Source organism: Agrobacterium sp. NPDC090273, from assembly GCF_044772305.1.
Taxonomy (GTDB): Bacteria; Pseudomonadota; Alphaproteobacteria; order Rhizobiales; family Rhizobiaceae; genus Agrobacterium.
This window is the reverse complement of the sequence record NZ_JBIVYN010000002.1, coordinates 531095-548142: the sequence shown is the minus strand read 5'-3', so window position 1 is coordinate 548142 and position 17048 is coordinate 531095. Positions and strand designations below refer to the sequence as shown.

General features: G+C 57.3%; 13 protein-coding genes. 10 read left to right on the top strand and 3 right to left on the bottom strand.

The features are described 5' to 3' along the window. Nucleotides 1-40 precede the first annotated feature (40 nt). Nucleotides 41-796: an alpha/beta hydrolase gene (locus ACIQT8_RS08815; RefSeq protein WP_400964766.1), complete on the bottom strand. Its 756-nt coding sequence runs from the start codon at nt 794-796 to the stop codon at nt 41-43. A gap of 41 nt (nt 797-837) precedes the next feature. Next, on the bottom strand, nt 838-2610 hold the full coding sequence (locus ACIQT8_RS08810) for a cytochrome c biogenesis protein DipZ (RefSeq protein ID WP_400964765.1): 1773 nt from the start codon (nt 2608-2610) through the stop codon (nt 838-840). Nucleotides 2611-2931: 321 nt separating this feature from the next. Here ACIQT8_RS08810 and ACIQT8_RS08805 point away from each other — a divergent pair, with 321 nt between their 5' ends. The 5 genes from ACIQT8_RS08805 to ACIQT8_RS08785 all read left to right on the top strand — a co-directional run bounded on the left by ACIQT8_RS08805 (nt 2932) and on the right by ACIQT8_RS08785 (nt 6852). Then, on the top strand, nt 2932-3990 hold the full coding sequence (locus ACIQT8_RS08805; RefSeq protein WP_400964764.1) for an alpha/beta fold hydrolase: 1059 nt from the start codon (nt 2932-2934) through the stop codon (nt 3988-3990). A gap of 97 nt (nt 3991-4087) precedes the next feature. Then, complete coding sequence (locus ACIQT8_RS08800; protein ID WP_138791900.1) at nt 4088-4828, top strand: response regulator; 741 nt, start codon at nt 4088-4090, stop codon at nt 4826-4828. Next, nucleotides 4825-6168, top strand: coding sequence for a sensor histidine kinase (locus ACIQT8_RS08795; RefSeq protein ID WP_400964763.1), 1344 nt, complete (start codon nt 4825-4827; stop codon nt 6166-6168). The genes ACIQT8_RS08800 and ACIQT8_RS08795 overlap by 4 nt, the downstream gene beginning before the upstream one ends. A gap of 131 nt (nt 6169-6299) precedes the next feature. Then, nucleotides 6300-6716 carry an organic hydroperoxide resistance protein gene (locus tag ACIQT8_RS08790; protein ID WP_400964762.1) on the top strand — a complete coding sequence of 139 codons (417 nt, stop codon included), beginning with the start codon at nt 6300-6302 and terminating at the stop codon, nt 6714-6716. A 13-nt stretch (nt 6717-6729) separates the two neighbouring features. Next, nucleotides 6730-6852 carry a hypothetical protein gene (locus tag ACIQT8_RS08785; RefSeq protein ID WP_286086202.1) on the top strand — a complete coding sequence of 41 codons (123 nt, stop codon included), beginning with the start codon at nt 6730-6732 and terminating at the stop codon, nt 6850-6852. A gap of 54 nt (nt 6853-6906) precedes the next feature. Here ACIQT8_RS08785 and ACIQT8_RS08780 read toward each other — a convergent pair whose 3' ends face one another. After that, on the bottom strand, nt 6907-8322 hold the full coding sequence (locus ACIQT8_RS08780) for an aldehyde dehydrogenase family protein (protein ID WP_400964761.1): 1416 nt from the start codon (nt 8320-8322) through the stop codon (nt 6907-6909). Between the two features lie 99 nt (nt 8323-8421). Between ACIQT8_RS08780 and ACIQT8_RS08775 the strand changes: the two genes are divergently transcribed. From ACIQT8_RS08775 to ACIQT8_RS08755, 5 genes are all read left to right on the top strand, one after another. Beyond that, nucleotides 8422-9315 (top strand): LysR family transcriptional regulator, encoded by an 894-nt coding sequence (locus tag ACIQT8_RS08775; protein WP_400964856.1) that lies wholly within the window; start codon nt 8422-8424, stop codon nt 9313-9315. Between the two features lie 195 nt (nt 9316-9510). Continuing rightward, nucleotides 9511-10035, top strand: coding sequence for an RNA polymerase sigma factor (locus ACIQT8_RS08770; RefSeq protein WP_400964760.1), 525 nt, complete (start codon nt 9511-9513; stop codon nt 10033-10035). 129 nt (nt 10036-10164) lie between these two features. After that, on the top strand, nt 10165-11184 hold the full coding sequence (locus ACIQT8_RS08765; RefSeq protein WP_400964759.1) for a FecR family protein: 1020 nt from the start codon (nt 10165-10167) through the stop codon (nt 11182-11184). Between the two features lie 160 nt (nt 11185-11344). Further along, nucleotides 11345-14251, top strand: a complete 2907-nt coding sequence (locus tag ACIQT8_RS08760; RefSeq protein WP_400964758.1) for a secretin and TonB N-terminal domain-containing protein — start codon at nt 11345-11347, stop codon at nt 14249-14251. Further along, a complete protein-coding gene (locus ACIQT8_RS08755) occupies nt 14251-17007 on the top strand; it encodes an insulinase family protein (RefSeq protein ID WP_400964757.1) in 2757 nt (918 codons plus the stop codon). Before ACIQT8_RS08760 ends, ACIQT8_RS08755 begins: the two co-directional genes overlap by 1 nt. The last annotated feature ends 41 nt before the right edge of the window (nt 17008-17048 follow it).

The following is a 17048-nucleotide window of genomic DNA, read 5'->3' as shown; positions in this document are numbered from 1 at the left end:
CTTTTTTGAACGGCTGGGGCGCATGGCTTTTTTGGAGGGCTTACTGGCCAGACTGGCGGGCTGCGGCCTCAATCACATCGGCAACTTTTTCGGGCTGCGATGCGAAAACGGCGTGGCTTGCGGCAATTTCGGTGACCTGGCTGCCGGCACGTTTGGCCATGTCACGCTCGAGGTCAGGGTTGATCGAGCGGTCTTGTGTGGCGACGATCGACCAGCTCTTCTTTGCTTTCCAGGCGGGATCGCCGACCTTGGCAGAGAAGGTCTGCTTTGCGGCGAAGACCTGCGATCTGGCCATGAAAGCGGTTTCGTCCTTCGGCAGATCGGCGGCGAAATCATTGGCGAAGGCGGCGGGGTCCAGATAGAGATACTGACCGTCGGGGGTCTCGCGAATATTCATGCCGGAGGAGGGTTTGGATGTCGCCAGCGACAGGAGGCTTTCACCTTTATCCGGCTGGAAGGCGGCGACATAGACAAGGCCCGCCACCTTTTCGTTGTTCCCGGCTTCTGTGATGACGATACCGCCGTAGCTGTGGCCGACGAGCAATGTCGGGCCATCCTGCATCGAAAGAACGCGGTTCGTCGCGGCGATATCGTCGGCAAGCGACGTGATCGGTTGCTGGACGACCGTGACGTTGAACCCGCGCTTTTCGAGGATTTCGGTTGCCTTTTTCCAGCCGGAACCATCGGCCAGTGCACCGTGCACGACCACGATGTTTTTCACCTCTGCCGCATGGGCGGCGAAGGCAGCGAAGCTGGCTGCAAGTGCAATTGCGAAAGTTGAAATAAGACGCTGCATGGTCAGTCTCCTTCTTGGATTTTTCAGGGGGTGATGGGAAATTAGCCGAATGTGAAAGCGTAGGCTTCGACGCCGGGATCGAGGAAACGGATCTCGAAGTTCCGCGCCTCCACCTCACCGGATTGGCGTACGAGCTGGTAAAGTCGGGTCGACGTTACGGTGCCGTTGCCATCGGCATCGATGTCTGCGCCGTGATTTGTGCCTGGGGCCTTGCCATCGATCGTGACCTGGAACCTGACCGGCTTGCCTGCCTTGCCCGGGCCAAGAACGAGATGCAGGTCGCGGGCGCTGAAGCGGGAGGTGATCTCTCCACCCGCACGGTCGAGCACAGCCTGTTCAGGGTTGATCGTCCACGTTCCGGCAAGACCCCATTCGTTGAGATCGAGGTCCCTGCTCGTATAGTCGCTGGCAACACCGGCACGCAGGGGTTCTTTCGATGCAAACCCGGTGGCGCGTTCGTAACCGAGATAGGTTTCACCTGAACGGATGTTCTTCAGATCAGGACTGGCTTCGGCACCTTTGGCCTGCGGGTCGACGGGCGCACTTGCCGCCATCTCGCTGCCAGCCTCATGCAAGAGGTCTTGAATAGCCTGCTCGGTCTGGCGGTAATTGCCTTCACCAAAGTGGTGGTAGCGGATCTGACCCTTGGCATCGATCAGATAGTGAGCCGGCCAATAATTGTTCTCGAAGGCGCGCCAGATCTTGTAATCGTTGTCGACTGCGACCGGATAGCCGATCTTGAAATCGCTGATGGCCTGTTTGACGTTGTCGATCTTTTTCTCGAAGGCGAATTCCGGTGAATGCACACCGATCACCACCAGACCCTGATCCTTGTATTTTTCTGCCCAGGCACGAACGAATGGGACAGTGCGAATGCAGTTGATGCAGGAGTAGGTCCAGAAATCGACGAGAACGACCTTGCCGCGAAGCTGTTCCGCAGTCAGCGGCGGTGAGTTCAGCCACTCGACGGCGCCATCGAGCGAAGGTGCACGCCCCTCGATGGGAAGATCGGCACGGAAGGGCGGGTTGGCCCCATTGAGCGGCACAGTGCCGTTGCTGGCGACCTCACGAGCGAAAGAGGTGTCCGGATTCCCATGCAGGCGGTCCAGAATGGCCTGTTCAAACGATGATGTACTGGCATAGGAGAGGCGAGACAGAAGACCGGTATCGAGGCCAAGCGCGATCACGGCAACCCCTGCAAGAACGGCAGCTCCGAGGATTTGTCGAATGCGTTCGCTGACGCCAAGCGACCGCTTCATTGCAGCAAAAACGCGACCTCCGACGAGAAGAGCAATGGCGAGCGATGTGGCGGCGCCAGAGGCATAGGCCGCCAGCAACAGCGTGGTCTCGATGTTCGCGCCTTGCAACGCGGCCCCCGTCAATACGAGGCCAAGGATCGGGCCGGCGCAGGGAGCCCAGAGCAGACCTGTCGCCACGCCGAGGATCAGTGATCCGGTGACAGACGATGCCGAGCCAGGTCTGCCGTGAGCATTCACCAGCCGGTTGCCCAGATCGACAACCGGTTGGGTGATCGCAGCGGCGATTTTCGGTGACAGGAGGCTCAGGCCGAAGACAGCCAGCAATGCGATTGCAGCAAGGCGCCCATATTCGTTGGCATGGATCGCCCAACTGCCGCCGACTGCGGCAAGCGTTGCAACAAGTGCAAATGTTACCGCCATGCCGGCAAGCATGGGCAGCGTGCTGCGCAGGAAGGGTTGTCCTGCACGGGCGAACACGAAGGGAAGAATGGGTAATATACAAGGGCTGAGTATCGTCAGCGCTCCACCCAGATAGGCAATGATAAGAAGCGTCATGTGTCCGTCTCCTCGAAAGCGGGAGCTGGTACAACGTGAGACCGTGGAACCAGCGATGACGCCAGTTTGGTCAATACGACGTATCCCGGATGTGTCCGTTCACCACGCAAAATGTATCGAAGTGTAGAAACGGCCGGGATTGCGGGAGACGGGACAATTCGTGTCTTCCGTCACGAGCGCAACGTCTGCTGAATTGTATCAGAGTGTATCTGCTGGCCGAAAAGTTACACCCGCATGCAATTGCCGACGCTCAGCGACATACCTCAGATACATGCTGCCGGCTTTCTTCCGATCGTCATTATGGAGATTGGAGAAAAGATCATGATCAACGAAATCAATGTTCAGCGCCGGCGTTTTTTTGGCATTGCCGCCATGACGGTTGCCGCTGTCGAACTTGGCGCTACGACTTTGGCCAACGCAAAGTCCGCCACCGCAACATTGCCTGCCGCCAGTCAAGCTGCAGCCAAGGGCAGTGGCCATACCTCGTTTGATGCGCTGAAGCAGATTGATGCCGGCGTGCTCAATGTTGGTTACGCCGAGGCGGGTCCCGCAGACGGTCCGGCGGTGCTGCTGCTGCACGGCTGGCCGTATGACATCTACAGCTATGTCGATGTCGCTCCGATCCTTGCTTCTGCCGGGTATCGTGTGATCGTGCCCTATCTGCGTGGCTACGGCACAACGCTCTTCCTTTCCAAGGACACCCCCCGTAACGGCCAGCAGGCAGCCCTTGCTGCGGACATGATTGCGCTTCTGGATGCGCTCGGTATCGAGAAGGCGATTGTTGCCGGCTACGACTGGGGTGCCCGCACCGCCGACATCATGGCTGCGCTCTGGCCGGAACGCTGCAAGGCACTGGTATCCGTCAGCGGTTATCTGATCGGCAGCCAGGAGATCAACAAGAAGCCGCTTCCTCCCAAGGCGGAACTGTCCTGGTGGTATCAGTTCTATTTTGCCACCGAGCGCGGCCGGGCCGGTTACGCCGCCAACACCCGCGACTTCGTGCGGCTGATCTGGCAGACCGCCTCGCCGACATGGAATTTCGATGACGCGACGTTTGATCGATCAAGCCCGGCTTTCGACAATCCGGATCATGTCGACATCACCATCCATAACTACCGCTGGCGGCTTGGGCTGGCGGAGGGTGAGGCCAAGTACGACGCCTATGAGCAGAAGCTTGCAAAACTGCCTGTCATCACCGTTCCGACCATCACCATGGAAGGCGATGCCAACGGTGCCCCGCATCCTGACCCGTCTGCCTATGCCGCCAGATTCTCTGGAAAGTATGAGCATCGCAACGTCACCGGCGGCATCGGTCACAACCTGCCGCAGGAAGCACCTGAGGCATTTGCCCAGGCAGTCCTCGACGTTGCGAAGTTTTAGGCTTGCCCGCGTCGGCAAACCGATATCTTTTCTTTCTCAACTCAACTAGGCATTCGGTATCGGGCTGTTTGCTAGCGTCAAGGCGTTGAAGACATTCATGGAACACATAGACCATATCCTCGTCGTCGATGACGACCGTGAAATCCGCGAGCTGGTTTCGAGCTATCTGAAGAAGAACGGATTGCGCGCAACAGTGGCGGCGGATGGCCGGCAGATGCGGACATTTCTCGAGCAGAATGCGGTCGACCTGATCGTGCTCGATGTCATGATGCCGGGTGATGACGGATTGGTTCTGTGCCGTGAGCTTCGGGCTGGCAAACACAAGGCGACGCCGGTCCTGATGCTGACTGCCCGTGATGACGAGATGGATCGTATCATCGGCCTCGAAATGGGGGCCGATGACTATCTGTCCAAACCCTTTGCAGCGCGTGAGCTTCTTGCCCGTATCAAGGCCATTCTTCGCCGCACACGGATGTTGCCGCCCAATCTGCAGATCAGTGAGGCGGGAAATCTGCTGACTTTCGGCGACTGGCGTCTTGATACGGTCGGACGCCACCTCCTCGATAGGGAGGGAACGGAAATCGCATTGAGCGGTGCGGAATATCGTCTGTTGCGCGTTTTTATCGACCATCCTCAACGTGTGCTGAACCGGGATCAGTTGCTGAATCTCACGCAGGGTCGGGACGCAGAATTGTTTGACCGCTCGATCGACCTTCTTGTGAGCCGCCTGCGTCAGCGTCTGGGTGACGATGCTCGTGAACCGACCTACATCAAGACCGTCCGGGCCGAAGGCTATGTCTTCTCTGTGCCGGTCGAGATATCGGAACCAAGGGTATGAGCGGCGGGGCTGGAAACGACGGAACAACCGCCGCCACAGCCAGACGCGGCTGGTGGCCCAGTACCCTGCGTTCGCGGCTTTTCATCATCCTCTTCATCGGGTTGGCGATAGCCTACAGCCTGTCCTTCAGCATACTTTTCATCGAACGTTACATGTCGGCCAAGGCTGTGATGCTGGGCACGCTCGAGAGCGATCTTGCGACATCGATTGCCGTTATCGACCGGCTGCCGCCAACCGAGCGGCCGCTGTGGCTTGACCGGCTCAGCCGTGGCAACTACCGCCTTCTGCTGGGGCCGGGTCTTCCGGGCGTTCCTGACATGTCTGGAAGGGGCGCGGAGATTGCCGAGCGGATCGAAGAGGCCGCAGGCCACAGATTTCCCCTGAGAGTCGAGGCCATCCCGGAAGACGGCAAGCGGCTGCAGGGGCATGTCACACTGTCGGATGGTTCTGAACTGACCATTGATGTTACGCCGCGCGGTGTCATGCCGATTGCGAGCTGGCTTCCCTATGTTTTTGCTGTGCAGATGGCGCTATTGCTCCTTTGTACCTGGTTTGCGGTGCGCCAGGCGATCCGTCCTCTCGGAGATCTGGCCGCCGCTGCCGATGCGGTCGATCCGAGCAAGAAGGGTGAGCCGATGCGCGAGACGGGTCCCGCCGAAGTAGCGCGGGCGGGGCGCGCCTTCAACGCCATGCGCGACCGTATCGCCCATCATCTGGAAGAGCGCGTGCAAATTCTGGCAGCGATCTCGCACGATCTGCAGACGCCGATCACGCGCATGCGCCTGCGGGCCGATATGGCGGATGACACGCCCGAAAAGGAAAAGCTGGTTAGCGACTTGCGCGAGATCGAACGGCTCGTGCAGGACGGGATTGCTTACGCACGAAGTGCGCATGGGAATGCGGAAAAGGCGTCCCGGATCGATCTTTCCTCCTTCATTGAAAGCATCGCTTACGATTATCAGGATACGGGCAAGTCGGTCCGTGTGATCGATCTGGTTCAGGGTACAGTTGCAACCAAGCCGCATGCGCTTCGACGCATTCTCACCAACTTCATCGACAATGCGATCAAGTTCTCCGGTGCGGCTGAAATCGGCATTGAACGGAGAGACGGTGGCGAGGTCGTCATCACCGTGCTGGACCGTGGGCCGGGTATCCCTCAGGACATGCTCGAAGCGGCCATGCAGCCGTTCTTCAGGCTGGAGCAATCGCGAAATCGCGAAACGGGTGGCGCAGGTCTCGGTCTTGCCATAGCCCAGCAGCTTGCGGGTGCGCTGGGCGGTTCGGTCCGGCTCTACAATCGCGACGGCGGCGGTCTGGCCGCGGAACTCACGCTGCGCTGAACATCCTTTTTGTAAGATTGCCGCCGCTTGGCGGCAGTTTCCTACAGTCTGTTACACTTCAGTTGTTTCCTGAAACATGCGCGATACGCCGATCCGTCAGAACACCCTCGTCAGTTACAAAGGAGTGTTCCATGACCAAGATCGAAAAGGTTCTCTACACCGGCAAGACCCACACCACGGGTGGACGCGATGGCCTTGCCCGCAGCGACGATGCGCAGCTTGAGGTCAAGTTGTCACCTCCGGGGTCTGCGCAGCCGGGTACCAATCCTGAGCAGTTGTTCGCGGCCGGCTGGTCGGCTTGCTTCATTGGCGCAATGGGGCTTGCTGCAGGCAAGCGCAAGCTGCGTTTGCCTGAAGGGACAGCGGTGGATGCCGAAGTCGATCTCGGGACAACTGAGGGCGCCTACTTCCTGCAGGCGCGTTTGAATGTCAGCCTGCCGGGTTTGGAGCCGGAACTTGCCCGCACACTCGTCGAGGAAGCCCATCAGAATTGCCCCTATTCCAAGGCGACACGCGGCAACATCAACGTTGAACTCAATCTGGTCTGAACAGGAGGCTTCCATGCGGATGCCAGTCATCCTCGTCTTGATCGCGTCGATCTTTGCAGTTCCATGCATCTACGACACCGCCTCGGCAGAACCGTCTCCATTCGCCGGCCTCTATAGCCTGGCAATGGCCTACTAACCCCGAACGAAAGATGGCTCTTGCTTTGCCGCAAGAGCCATTTCTTTTTGCTGTTCACGCCAGAATGGCTTTGGCTTCCAGGTAAGCCTCAAGTCCAAACACCCCGTACTCCCGACCAATACCCGATTGCTTGAACCCGCCGAATGGTGCCGCCGGGTCGTGCGGTGCGCCGTTTATCACCACGCGACCGGTATCGAGCCGTTCGGCCAACGACTGCATGTGCGCCATGTCTGTGCCGTGAAGATAAGATTGCAGTCCATAGGGGGTATCGTTGGCGATGGCGATCGCCTCTTCCTCGTCGTGATAGGCGATGACCGAGAGAACAGGCCCGAAGATTTCCTCGCGCGCAATACGCATCTCATTGTTGACGTTGAAGAAGATCGTCGGTTGTGTGAACCAGCCTTTGTTCAGACCCTGCGGCCGGCCAAGGCCGCCGGTCAGTAACGCGGCACCTTCCTGAAGTCCGACATCAATATAGGACTGTACCCGGTCGTATTGTTTCTGGCTGACCATTGGTCCGACCATCACCTGCGGGTCGGCAGGATCTCCCGCCTTGAACTGCGCAGCGCTCATCTTCAGCCGCATCAGAATGTCTTCCATACGTTGTGCGGGGGCAAGGATTCGGGTGCCGGCTACGCAGGCCTGTCCGCTGTTCATGAAGCCCATGCGCAAAACGGTCGGGATGACCGTGTCGAGATCGGCATCATCCAGAATGATGTTCGGGCCTTTGCCGCCGAGTTCCAGGGTGACGCGCTTGAGGCTTTCCGCACCAGCACGCAGGATTTCCTTTCCGACCCTGGTCGAGCCCGTGAACGTCACCTTGGCAACATCCGGATGGCGCGAGAATTCGGCGCCGACTACATCGCCAAGGCCGTTGACGACGTTGAATACACCCTTCGGCAACCCGGCTTCGTGAAGACATTCAAGCAGTGCCTGTGTCTGGATGGCGCTCATCTCGCTGGGTTTGATGACGATGGTCGTGCCGGCGGCAATCGATGTGGCGAGCTTTGAGGCAATGAAACCGATGTTGCTGTTCCAGGGCGTGATTGCTGCAACGACACCGATTGGCTGCATCCGAACCCTCGTCTGGCCAGACTGGCGATCGAAATCGTAGCTTTGAAGCGCCTTCGCCATATCGAGAAAGGTCGTTGCCGCATGCGGAATGGCAAAGCGGGTAAACGTTTGCGGCGCGCCGTATTCGGTCGCCATGGCCTCGGTCAGCTCCGGAATTCGCGCCGACACAACCGAACTCAGCGTCTTCAGCATCTCGATACGCTCTGCCTTTGTCGTTCTTGAAAAGGCAGGGAACGCACGCTTGGCAGCGGCGATTGCCGCCTGCGCGTCCTCGATATCGCCGAGGCGAACAGTGCCGATTTTCTCTTCAGTCGATGGGTTATGAAGGTCTGCGGTTTGCGTGCCGTGGGGCGTGACGAACTGGCCGTCTATGTAGACTTTGTCGATGTGGCGCATGTCTGTCTCCTTTGAGGTGATGCGTCATATCTGGCATTTCGATGATGTCCTGATAAGCTATCCAAAGATGCGCGGTGTGATAAGGAAATGTGGACAATGATGCGAGGCTCTCTGGCCGAACTGCAAGCCGTTGTGGCGGTGGCGGCCCAAGGTGGTTTCCGATCTGCAGCACGAGAACTTGGCATTTCGTCCTCGGCGCTCAGCCAGCAGATCGCGACACTGGAAACAAGGATGGGCGTGCGGCTGTTCAACCGTTCGACGCGCAGTGTCGTGCTTTCAGCCGCTGGCGAGCAGTTCGTCGCGGAGATCGTGCCGGCGCTGGCGGCCATCCGCAACGCTGTCGAGCATGTCGACGAGCACAGGGCTGAGCCGACAGGCACCTTGCGGATCAACAGTTCCATTGGAGCGATCCGTATGGTTCTGGCGCCAGTGGTACTGGAGTACATGCGTCTTCATCCGCAGATGGCGGTAGAGATCGTCACGGAAGGTGCGCTGGTCGACATCAACGCCCAGGGTTTCGATGCCGGCATTCGTATTCGTGAGGCGGTGCCGCCGGATATGATTGTTGTCCCGATCAGCGGGAGTGTGCGGCCGGCAATCGTTGGCTCGCCCGAGTATTTTCGGCATTTCGGCAAGCCCAAAATGCCAGCCGATCTGCAGAGCCATCAATGTATTCGTGCGCGCATGGCCAGCGGTGCAATCTATGGCTGGGAGTTTGAGCGCCGGGGAGAGAGCTTCACCATGGATGTGCCTGGAAAATTGACGCTCGATGAAAGTGACCTGATGCTGCGCGCGGCGAGAGAAGGGGCCGGGCTTGCCTATCTCAACGAATGGCAGGTTGCCGACGATGTCGCCAGTGGTCGCCTTGAACAGGTTCTGGCGGAATGGACGCCGCCTTATCCAGGCCTCTGCCTGTATTATCCCGGGCGTCGCAATATACCGGCGAAACTGCGCAGCTTTATCGATCTTATAAAGGCAGTGCGCTGGGACTAGCGGAGGAGCAGCCTCATTCAAACCTTGAATATTGCGATAAAGACGAATTGCTTCTAGCACCGGTTGCGAGCGATTCTTCAAGTCGCCGTTTCGGCGATTGCAAACCTCCAAATGACACGCTAACGAAACAAGACTTTTTAACTCAACTATTCTTGCCGGATACCTTGTGACCGCTTCCGAAAGCATTCTCTGATCATGGACAGCGATATTGCGCGCCTTGATGCGGCTTTTCCGGCTATGCGCTCATCCCTTTTTCAGGCGGTTCTGCGGATTGTACGCGACCCTGCCACTGCCGAAGAGTTGACGCAGGAGGCCTATGTGCGTGCCCGCCGGGCGGTGGAAACGGCAAAGCCGCAGCGCATGGAAGCCTTTCTTTGGCAGACCGCGCGCAATCTCGCTTTCGATTATATCCGTTGGAAAAAAGTTCGGGCTGGCACCGAGACACTCGATGCGGTCGAAAGCCAGGGGAGTGAGGTGGCCGACACCGCGCCTTCGGCAGAAGAGCAGGCAATCCAGAAAGACAACCTGCGCATTGTCGGCGAAGCCTTGCAAAAATTGCCGCCACGCGCTCAGAAGGTCTGGGTACTCAGCCGTGTCGAAGGATGGCCCTATCCCCGTATCGCCGCACATCTCGGCGTTTCGCCAAATACGGTTTTCAACGATATCAAGATGGTAATGGCATTGCTTTACGACTTGCGCACCAAAATGGATGCCCCATGAGATTTCATCAGCTTTTTCTCGAGAAAAATTTTTCTGAGCAATGTCTGCGAAGTTTTTTTGTGAGATATGCCCTGCTCGAACGTCACTGTTCATATGGTCGCGCGAAAACGGGAAAAGCGGACGGTTTTGATGCGTGAAGGCACAGGAGAGCAGAGCGGATCGGAAACTTTCCTGCATCCCGATCCGGCAGTCGATGCGGCGCTGGACTGGCTGGTGCGGCTGGAAGCGGCTGGCCATGTGGATAAGACCACACGCAGCGAATTTGATGTCTGGCTCGCCGCCGCGCCCTCCCATCAGAAGGCCTGGAATGAGATCCATGGCTTGTGGGCTTCGCCTGAAACGCTGGTCGCCGCACAGGAACTGGAAGTTCACCTCAGCCAGCAACCCGTTTCATTCGACGAAATGAGAGAGAAGAAGCGCCGCCGGTGGTCGTTCCGATCTTTTGCCATGGCTGCTGCTGCGTCGCTCGTCCTCGTTGCTGGCGCGTCTCATGTGATATCGAACTATCTGCCGCGGATGCTGGCGGACTACACCACGTCTACGGGTGAGCGCCGCGAAATTGCTTTGCCGGATGGCTCGCGGATGATCCTCAATACACACAGCGCCGTGGCTCTGGATTTTACCGAGGGGCAGCGCGGTGTGCGGCTTCTGCAGGGGGAGGCCTGGTTCGATGTTGTGCATGATGCCGAGCACCCCTTCCATGTTGCTGCAGCCTATAGCGAAGTGCGTGTCAAAGGCACCGCGTTCGGTGTTCGCACAGAAGACGATACCGATACGGTCTCTTTGCAACGTGGTGCGGTTGATGCCGTGCATGAGCGCAAAGACATCCCTGTTGCGCATCTGTCGCCAGGCGAAATGGTCGTTGCGTCGGAAAAATCCCTCTCTTCAGTCGCTCCGTTCAACTCCGATGAAAATTTCGGTTGGCTGAACGGGCGTGTCGTCATCGAGGCGCAGCCGCTCTCCAAGGCGCTCGAAGAAGTCGGCCGTTATTTCGATGGCCGTATCTTCGTTCTGAACCGCGCACTTCTGAACGTTGCCGTCAGCGGCGACTACAGGATCGATTCCGCCGAGGCCGCAATCGACAGTTTAACCACCGCTGCCGGTGGAAAAATCACTGTTGTTCCCGGCGGTTACATAATCATTCGATAAAAACTCAACTTTTTTTGTGAGATTTGTTCGCGTCGAACGTCGAACGCTACTGAGGGCCTGTTGCAGTGCAGCAGGCCGTCGCCGAGCCGAGGGGGCTCAGCGGAATCGATTAGTGGCTCGTCTTCCATGATGGAGGATGAGAGGCGTTCAGGAGATGGAAATGGCATTGTATGCGGGGCAGGTCGCCGGCGGTCATCGTGGCGCTGGCGGAAAAAAACCGGTCGTAAAGTTTGCGGTCTGGTTGGCATCCTCGGCATTGATGCTGGTTCTGGCTTCGCCCTCCCTGGCGCAGACGACGGTGCCCGCTGAAGCGACGGCGCAGAGCGTTTCCTTCTCCATTCCGGCGCAGCCGCTTGCCGGTGCTATTAAGGCATTCATTCGCACGACCGGCTGGCAGGTTGGTTACCCTGCAGCACTCGTCGGCAATCTGCAGTCCAGGCCGGTATCAGGACGCCTTGCGCCGCAAGCCGCTCTGCAAGCAATGCTGGCGGGGACCGGTATTGCCGTTCGCATCACCGGCCCGCAGACGGTGACGTTGGTGGATGCAAAAGCCGCTGCCGCCGCCGAAGGTGGCGACACCACCGTTCTCGATACGATCTCGGTTGCTGGCGGTAACAGAGGCGTCTCTCTTGGCACCAGCAGCCTTTCCGATACCGGCACAACGACAATTTCCGGAGGCCAGATCGTCGCGCGCTCGGCAGGAAACGACGCCAACGACATTTTGCGCAATCTGCCGAACGTGCAGTACCAGAACGATATCGATGACGACGCAGGCGTTTCCGATCAGGACTTGATCGATCTGAGACCACGCGAAGTCTCGATCTCCGGTGCGCGTGTCTACGAGAACAACTTCATTCTCGAGGGAATGCCGATCAATACGGTGACTGGGACGGCAGACAGTGATGATGACACTGATGTTGAAGACAGTTTGACGCCTGCTGACGTCAACCGCGTTTATGGTCTTCACTCGCAGTCCATTTACGTGCCGACTGATTTTCTTGAAAGCACCACTGTGATCGATAGCAATGCGTCGGCGCGTTACGGTAATTTTCAGGGCGGTGTTGTTTCTTACAAAATGCAGGAGGCCGCGAAGGATCGATGGAAAGGAAACGCCAGTACCGATTTTTCCACAAGTCGCTGGACCGGTTATCACGTGGGCACGGAAAATGGTCTTAATCCCAACGGTGTTGTAGAACCTGAATATATAAAGCGAAGGTCCTCGGTCTCTCTGTCGGGGCCAGTTACCGACAATATCTCGATCCTCGGACAATACAGTACCCAGAGCGCGGTTACATCAAAAGACAAGGATTATCGCTACACCGAAAAACGTCGCGTTACAGAGGAGTCGAAAAACGATTTCTATCGGGGCCAGGTCAAGGCGGACACCGATTTCGGCGATTTTACTCTGGAAGGAGTTTATACCCATTACGATCAGATCTGGGAGAATGCGCGTTGGCGCAATATGCAGATCAATCAAGCTGCACGTGGCCTGAATAGCAAACTTGAGCACAATTACGAGTTTGCTGATTTCTCACTCGGGGGCGTAACGCTTTCAAACGTCAAGCTGGATTCGAAGCTGACCTATGGTCAATCCAGCACAATCAATGACGTGAATGGCAACGTCGCCAGAGCTTTCACGCAGTCGGCAGTCAAGAGCAGAGCCGTCTATTGGAATGCCACTTCGCTTTCTGATTGGTGCCGCACCGATCCGACGCAGACGATTGCCACGCTTTGCTATGATGGTGCCAATGGTGACAGAGAGCTTGGGCAGGAGCAAATAAGCTGGTCGCAGGACGTGACCGGTGACATATGGCAGGGCTCGTTCCGGCTCGGGGCGGAATATACCTACACTGATGCCTACCGGCGCAGACCGGAGGATGTAACTTACTATACATCCTATACGACGATAGCCGGTATCACGAGCTTCAGCGAATACACGTGCAACACGGCTGACGAGTGCAATTCGGAAATGTTCGCGAAGAGCAAATCGATCTACAAGGCCTTTGATATTCACGCTCATCTCAATCAATTCGACACCTACGCGGAGTTGGAGCAGACTTGGGATTGGTTCAACGTCCGAGCCGGAGTGCGGGCGACCTATGATGACTACATGCAGAACCTGAATGTTGCGCCGCGTGTGGTTACTAACATCACACCATGGGAAGACTTTACCATTTCACTTGGCGCTAACCGTTATCACAGCGCCCAGAGTTTGGCTTTCGCAATTCGCGATGGAGTACCCAGACCAGAGAACTTTAGTCGTACAGCTACTAGTACAGGTGTTGTAAGCGATTTCGCAGCTGGTCGTTCCACAGGTTACTTCCTCAATAGCGCATCCGATCTCAAAACCCCCTACACGGACGAATTGTCACTAGGAATATCTGGAATCGAACCATTGTTTGACGGCCAGTGGCGCTTGCGTTTCTTGGATCGTCGCTCGAAAGATCAATACGCTTCGGAGAAGACTGGCAGTAACTACGTGCTGACGAATGACGCCCACGGCGCCTATCAATCAGTCACTGCTGAATATTCGAAGGAACTTGACGTGACGGCTGTGAGTGGCCTTGATCAACTGCTCTTAAATGCCTCGGTCACTTGGTCTCGTCGGGAAGTCTCCAATAACAGTTACTATGAAGACTCCCTAGAGGATGAGTACATCTACTATCATGGCCAGTCATATACCAAATCCGGATTCAACGTTGTAACCGGAAATATGGACATCCCTCTGCGATTTCAGGCAGGGTTATCCAGCAGTTGGTTCGATGACACTTTGAAGCTTGATGTGAACGCCAACTACAATGTTGGATATACCGGAGCAAAGTATACCGACGAAAATATTGTCATCGACGGAAGAAGCCATGAAATTTATGAGGATTTCGACTTTGATCCACTCCTGACCGTGGATTTGTCCGCCAGCTACCAGATTTATAAAAAGGATGAGGCTGGCCTGACCCTAAATGTCCGTGTCGACAATGTTTTCGACGAGACCGGTAACGCGACTGCATCTGCGACCCGGCCCTGGCTGGTCGGCAGAACCGTCTGGGTTGGCGCCAAGGCGACGTTCTGATGATGGTTGTGCTTTCGCGATTTGTCGCTGCTATCGTTATGCTCGTGGCTTCGCTGGCCCATGCTGGCGAGGCGGAGTGGGACCCGCGCCTTACCCGTGGAACGCTCGATAACGGTCTTGCCTATGTCCTCTATGATAGTGGCAAGGCGACAGATCCGTTCAATATCCGGCTGATTGTTCACGCCGGATCGGTGGATGAAGAAGAGCCGAGCGGTATCGCCCACATTCTGGAGCACATGGTGTTCCAGTCGAACGAAACCTATCCTGAAGGCATTCATCGTTACATCCAGCAGATCGGCTGGCGACAGGGTTTGCAGATCAATGCCGTGACGCGTGAAAGCGAAACGCAATATATGATCCGTACGCGCCCCAATGATGCTCTCGATCTCTCAGGCGCATTGAAGCTCGCTTCCGATACGGTCTTCGGCGCGCAGTTGCGACAGGAGGACTGGGCGAAGGAACGGTTCGTGATCCTTGAGGAGTTGCGGCAGGGCAACAAAACGGCCGATCGTATCAGTCGCCAGAAAAAGGCGGCCTTGCGCGTCGGTTCCCGTTATGTCGATCGCTCGACAATCGGTACGCGTGAAACCATCGAAAATGCCTCGATCGAGGATATCCGCGCTTTCTACGATCGCTTTTACAGGGCCTCGAACATGACCCTTGTCGTCTCTGGCCGCATCGACAAGGCCAGTGCGGAAGCTGCGATCAAGGCGGCATTCGGTTCCGCTCCCAAGCGTGCAAGACCGGACCGGTCCTATCTCGACCTGCCGTTAAAGGCGGGTCTCAGCACCGGGCTTGTGCAGGACCCGGCAGGCACGTCATCCCAGACGACCTATGCGTTTCGCCTGGCCATGCCTGATCGGACGAGTGAAGCGGGACAGCTTGCCTATCTGCAGAAGTATTTTCTCACGCGTCTGATCCGAGATGCCATCCAGGCGCAGGCACCGCACTATGAAAACTCGGTCGACAGGCTTGGTTTCGTGGCCCAGGAGACCACGGAACACCGGCTGATCCTTGCCTTCAACGCGTCTGGCATCAATCACGCTGCTGCTCTGCCTGTTCTGCTTGAGGCTATTGAGCGTGTCAGGCGTGAGGGAATTGCCAAGCCAGCCTTCGACCGGCTGATGGCCTCTGCGCGGCGCATCAATGACACCAATATCAAAGCTGCCGAAGGCCGCACTTTTGCCGAATGGGAAGATCGTATTGCTTCAGCGGTACTGACAGGCTCGGTGGTCGACGATCCCGCCAAAAGAGCAGAGCGCACCCGTGTTCTTCTCGACCGCATAACGCTTGAAGACCTTGAGGCCCGTATGCAGGAGATGTTGTCGTCTCCGGATCAGGTGCTTTTTTATCAGGCTCCGGGCGGCGTCAGTGTTTCTCTGCCGTCCGTTGCCGACGTGATGGCGATCCGTGACCACCTTGCGGCTTTGCCGAAGCTGCCAGATCTGCCGCCGCTCTCCAATCCGAAACAGGTTGCCGAGATCCCTGTCCCTTCGTGGCCCGCCGATGCGACTGTTCCACAAACGGGCTCGCTGGCAGAATTACGCAACCTCGAAAACCCAGACATCCGGGAGTGGACACTTTCAAATGGTGATCGGGTCGTCTGGCTGGTACGTGATACACCGGATGGCAAGATTTATCTTTCCGGTCAGTCGTCACCGGGTTTTCGCAACGTGGAGCTCGGTAGCACACTTTCGCAGGTGGCGGTGCAACTGTGGGCGCAGAGCGGTTTTCGCTTCTGGACGCAGGAGGAATTCGATCGCTGGACAGAAGCGCAGCCCGGCGGCAGCCGCTGGAGTTATGCTCTGAAGGCCAATGTGCTTGATGCGGCAGTTGCCGCTACACCGGAACGTCTTCCCGCTCTTCTCGAACGTTATGCCCAGGACATTGCTTTCGGGACCGTCCGTCCGGAAGCTGTCGCGGAGTTTCATCGTCTTAGTGCCGCAAGTGCTGATCAGGGCGATGACTATGCGCAACTTCTTTATGGCCTCGGGCAACCCGAGCGTACGCCGGCGTCACTGACCGTTGGTGAGCTGCAAGCGTCCGCTTCAAAACTCTTCGCCCAGCCTGTCACATGGTTTGCCGTAGGGACTGCTCCCGATGACAATATTCGCGACGGCTTTGCCAAAACCATTGGCGCCGTGTCCCGCCAGGCAGTTCTCAAAACGGCGCCTGCATTGCAGCGTGAGGGACTTCACGCGGCGACCGTGGAGGATGGCGACGGCGACCGTGCTCGCGTGCAATTGTCGTTCTTCACGCCCATGAACTGGACGCCGGAAACAAGTTTCCTCATTTCGGCGCTTAACCCCGTTGCTCAGCAGGCGCTGAAAAACGAACTGCGCTACAAGCTGGGTGGCATCTATACCCTGCAGTTCGAGCTTGAACTGGATGCGGGAAGCAATCGGGCTATCGGTACGCTGTCATTCTACTGCGCGCCTGAGAGGGCGCAGGAGCTTAAAGATGCTGCCATCGGGGTACTGGATCGCATGCCAGAGATTGTTCGGGGCGTCGATATTGATCGTATCCGTGCCGACATCGACTTTGCCGAAGGCAGCCGGCTTGATGATCCCAATACATGGCTGCGACGGCTGGCGCTGAGTTATCGCCGGTACGACAACGCCGGTTATCTCACGCGCATGAAAGATCTGCCTGGGCGTTTGACACAGCAGGTTTTCGAGGCCGAAGCGGCCACCGTTTTCAAGACAAATAATCTCGTGGTGCTGACGCGCTTGCCGGTTGAGAGAGCGGAGCCTTAAATCCTGCGGCGTCTGAATTGCTGCAAGCGGTTGCGTGACCC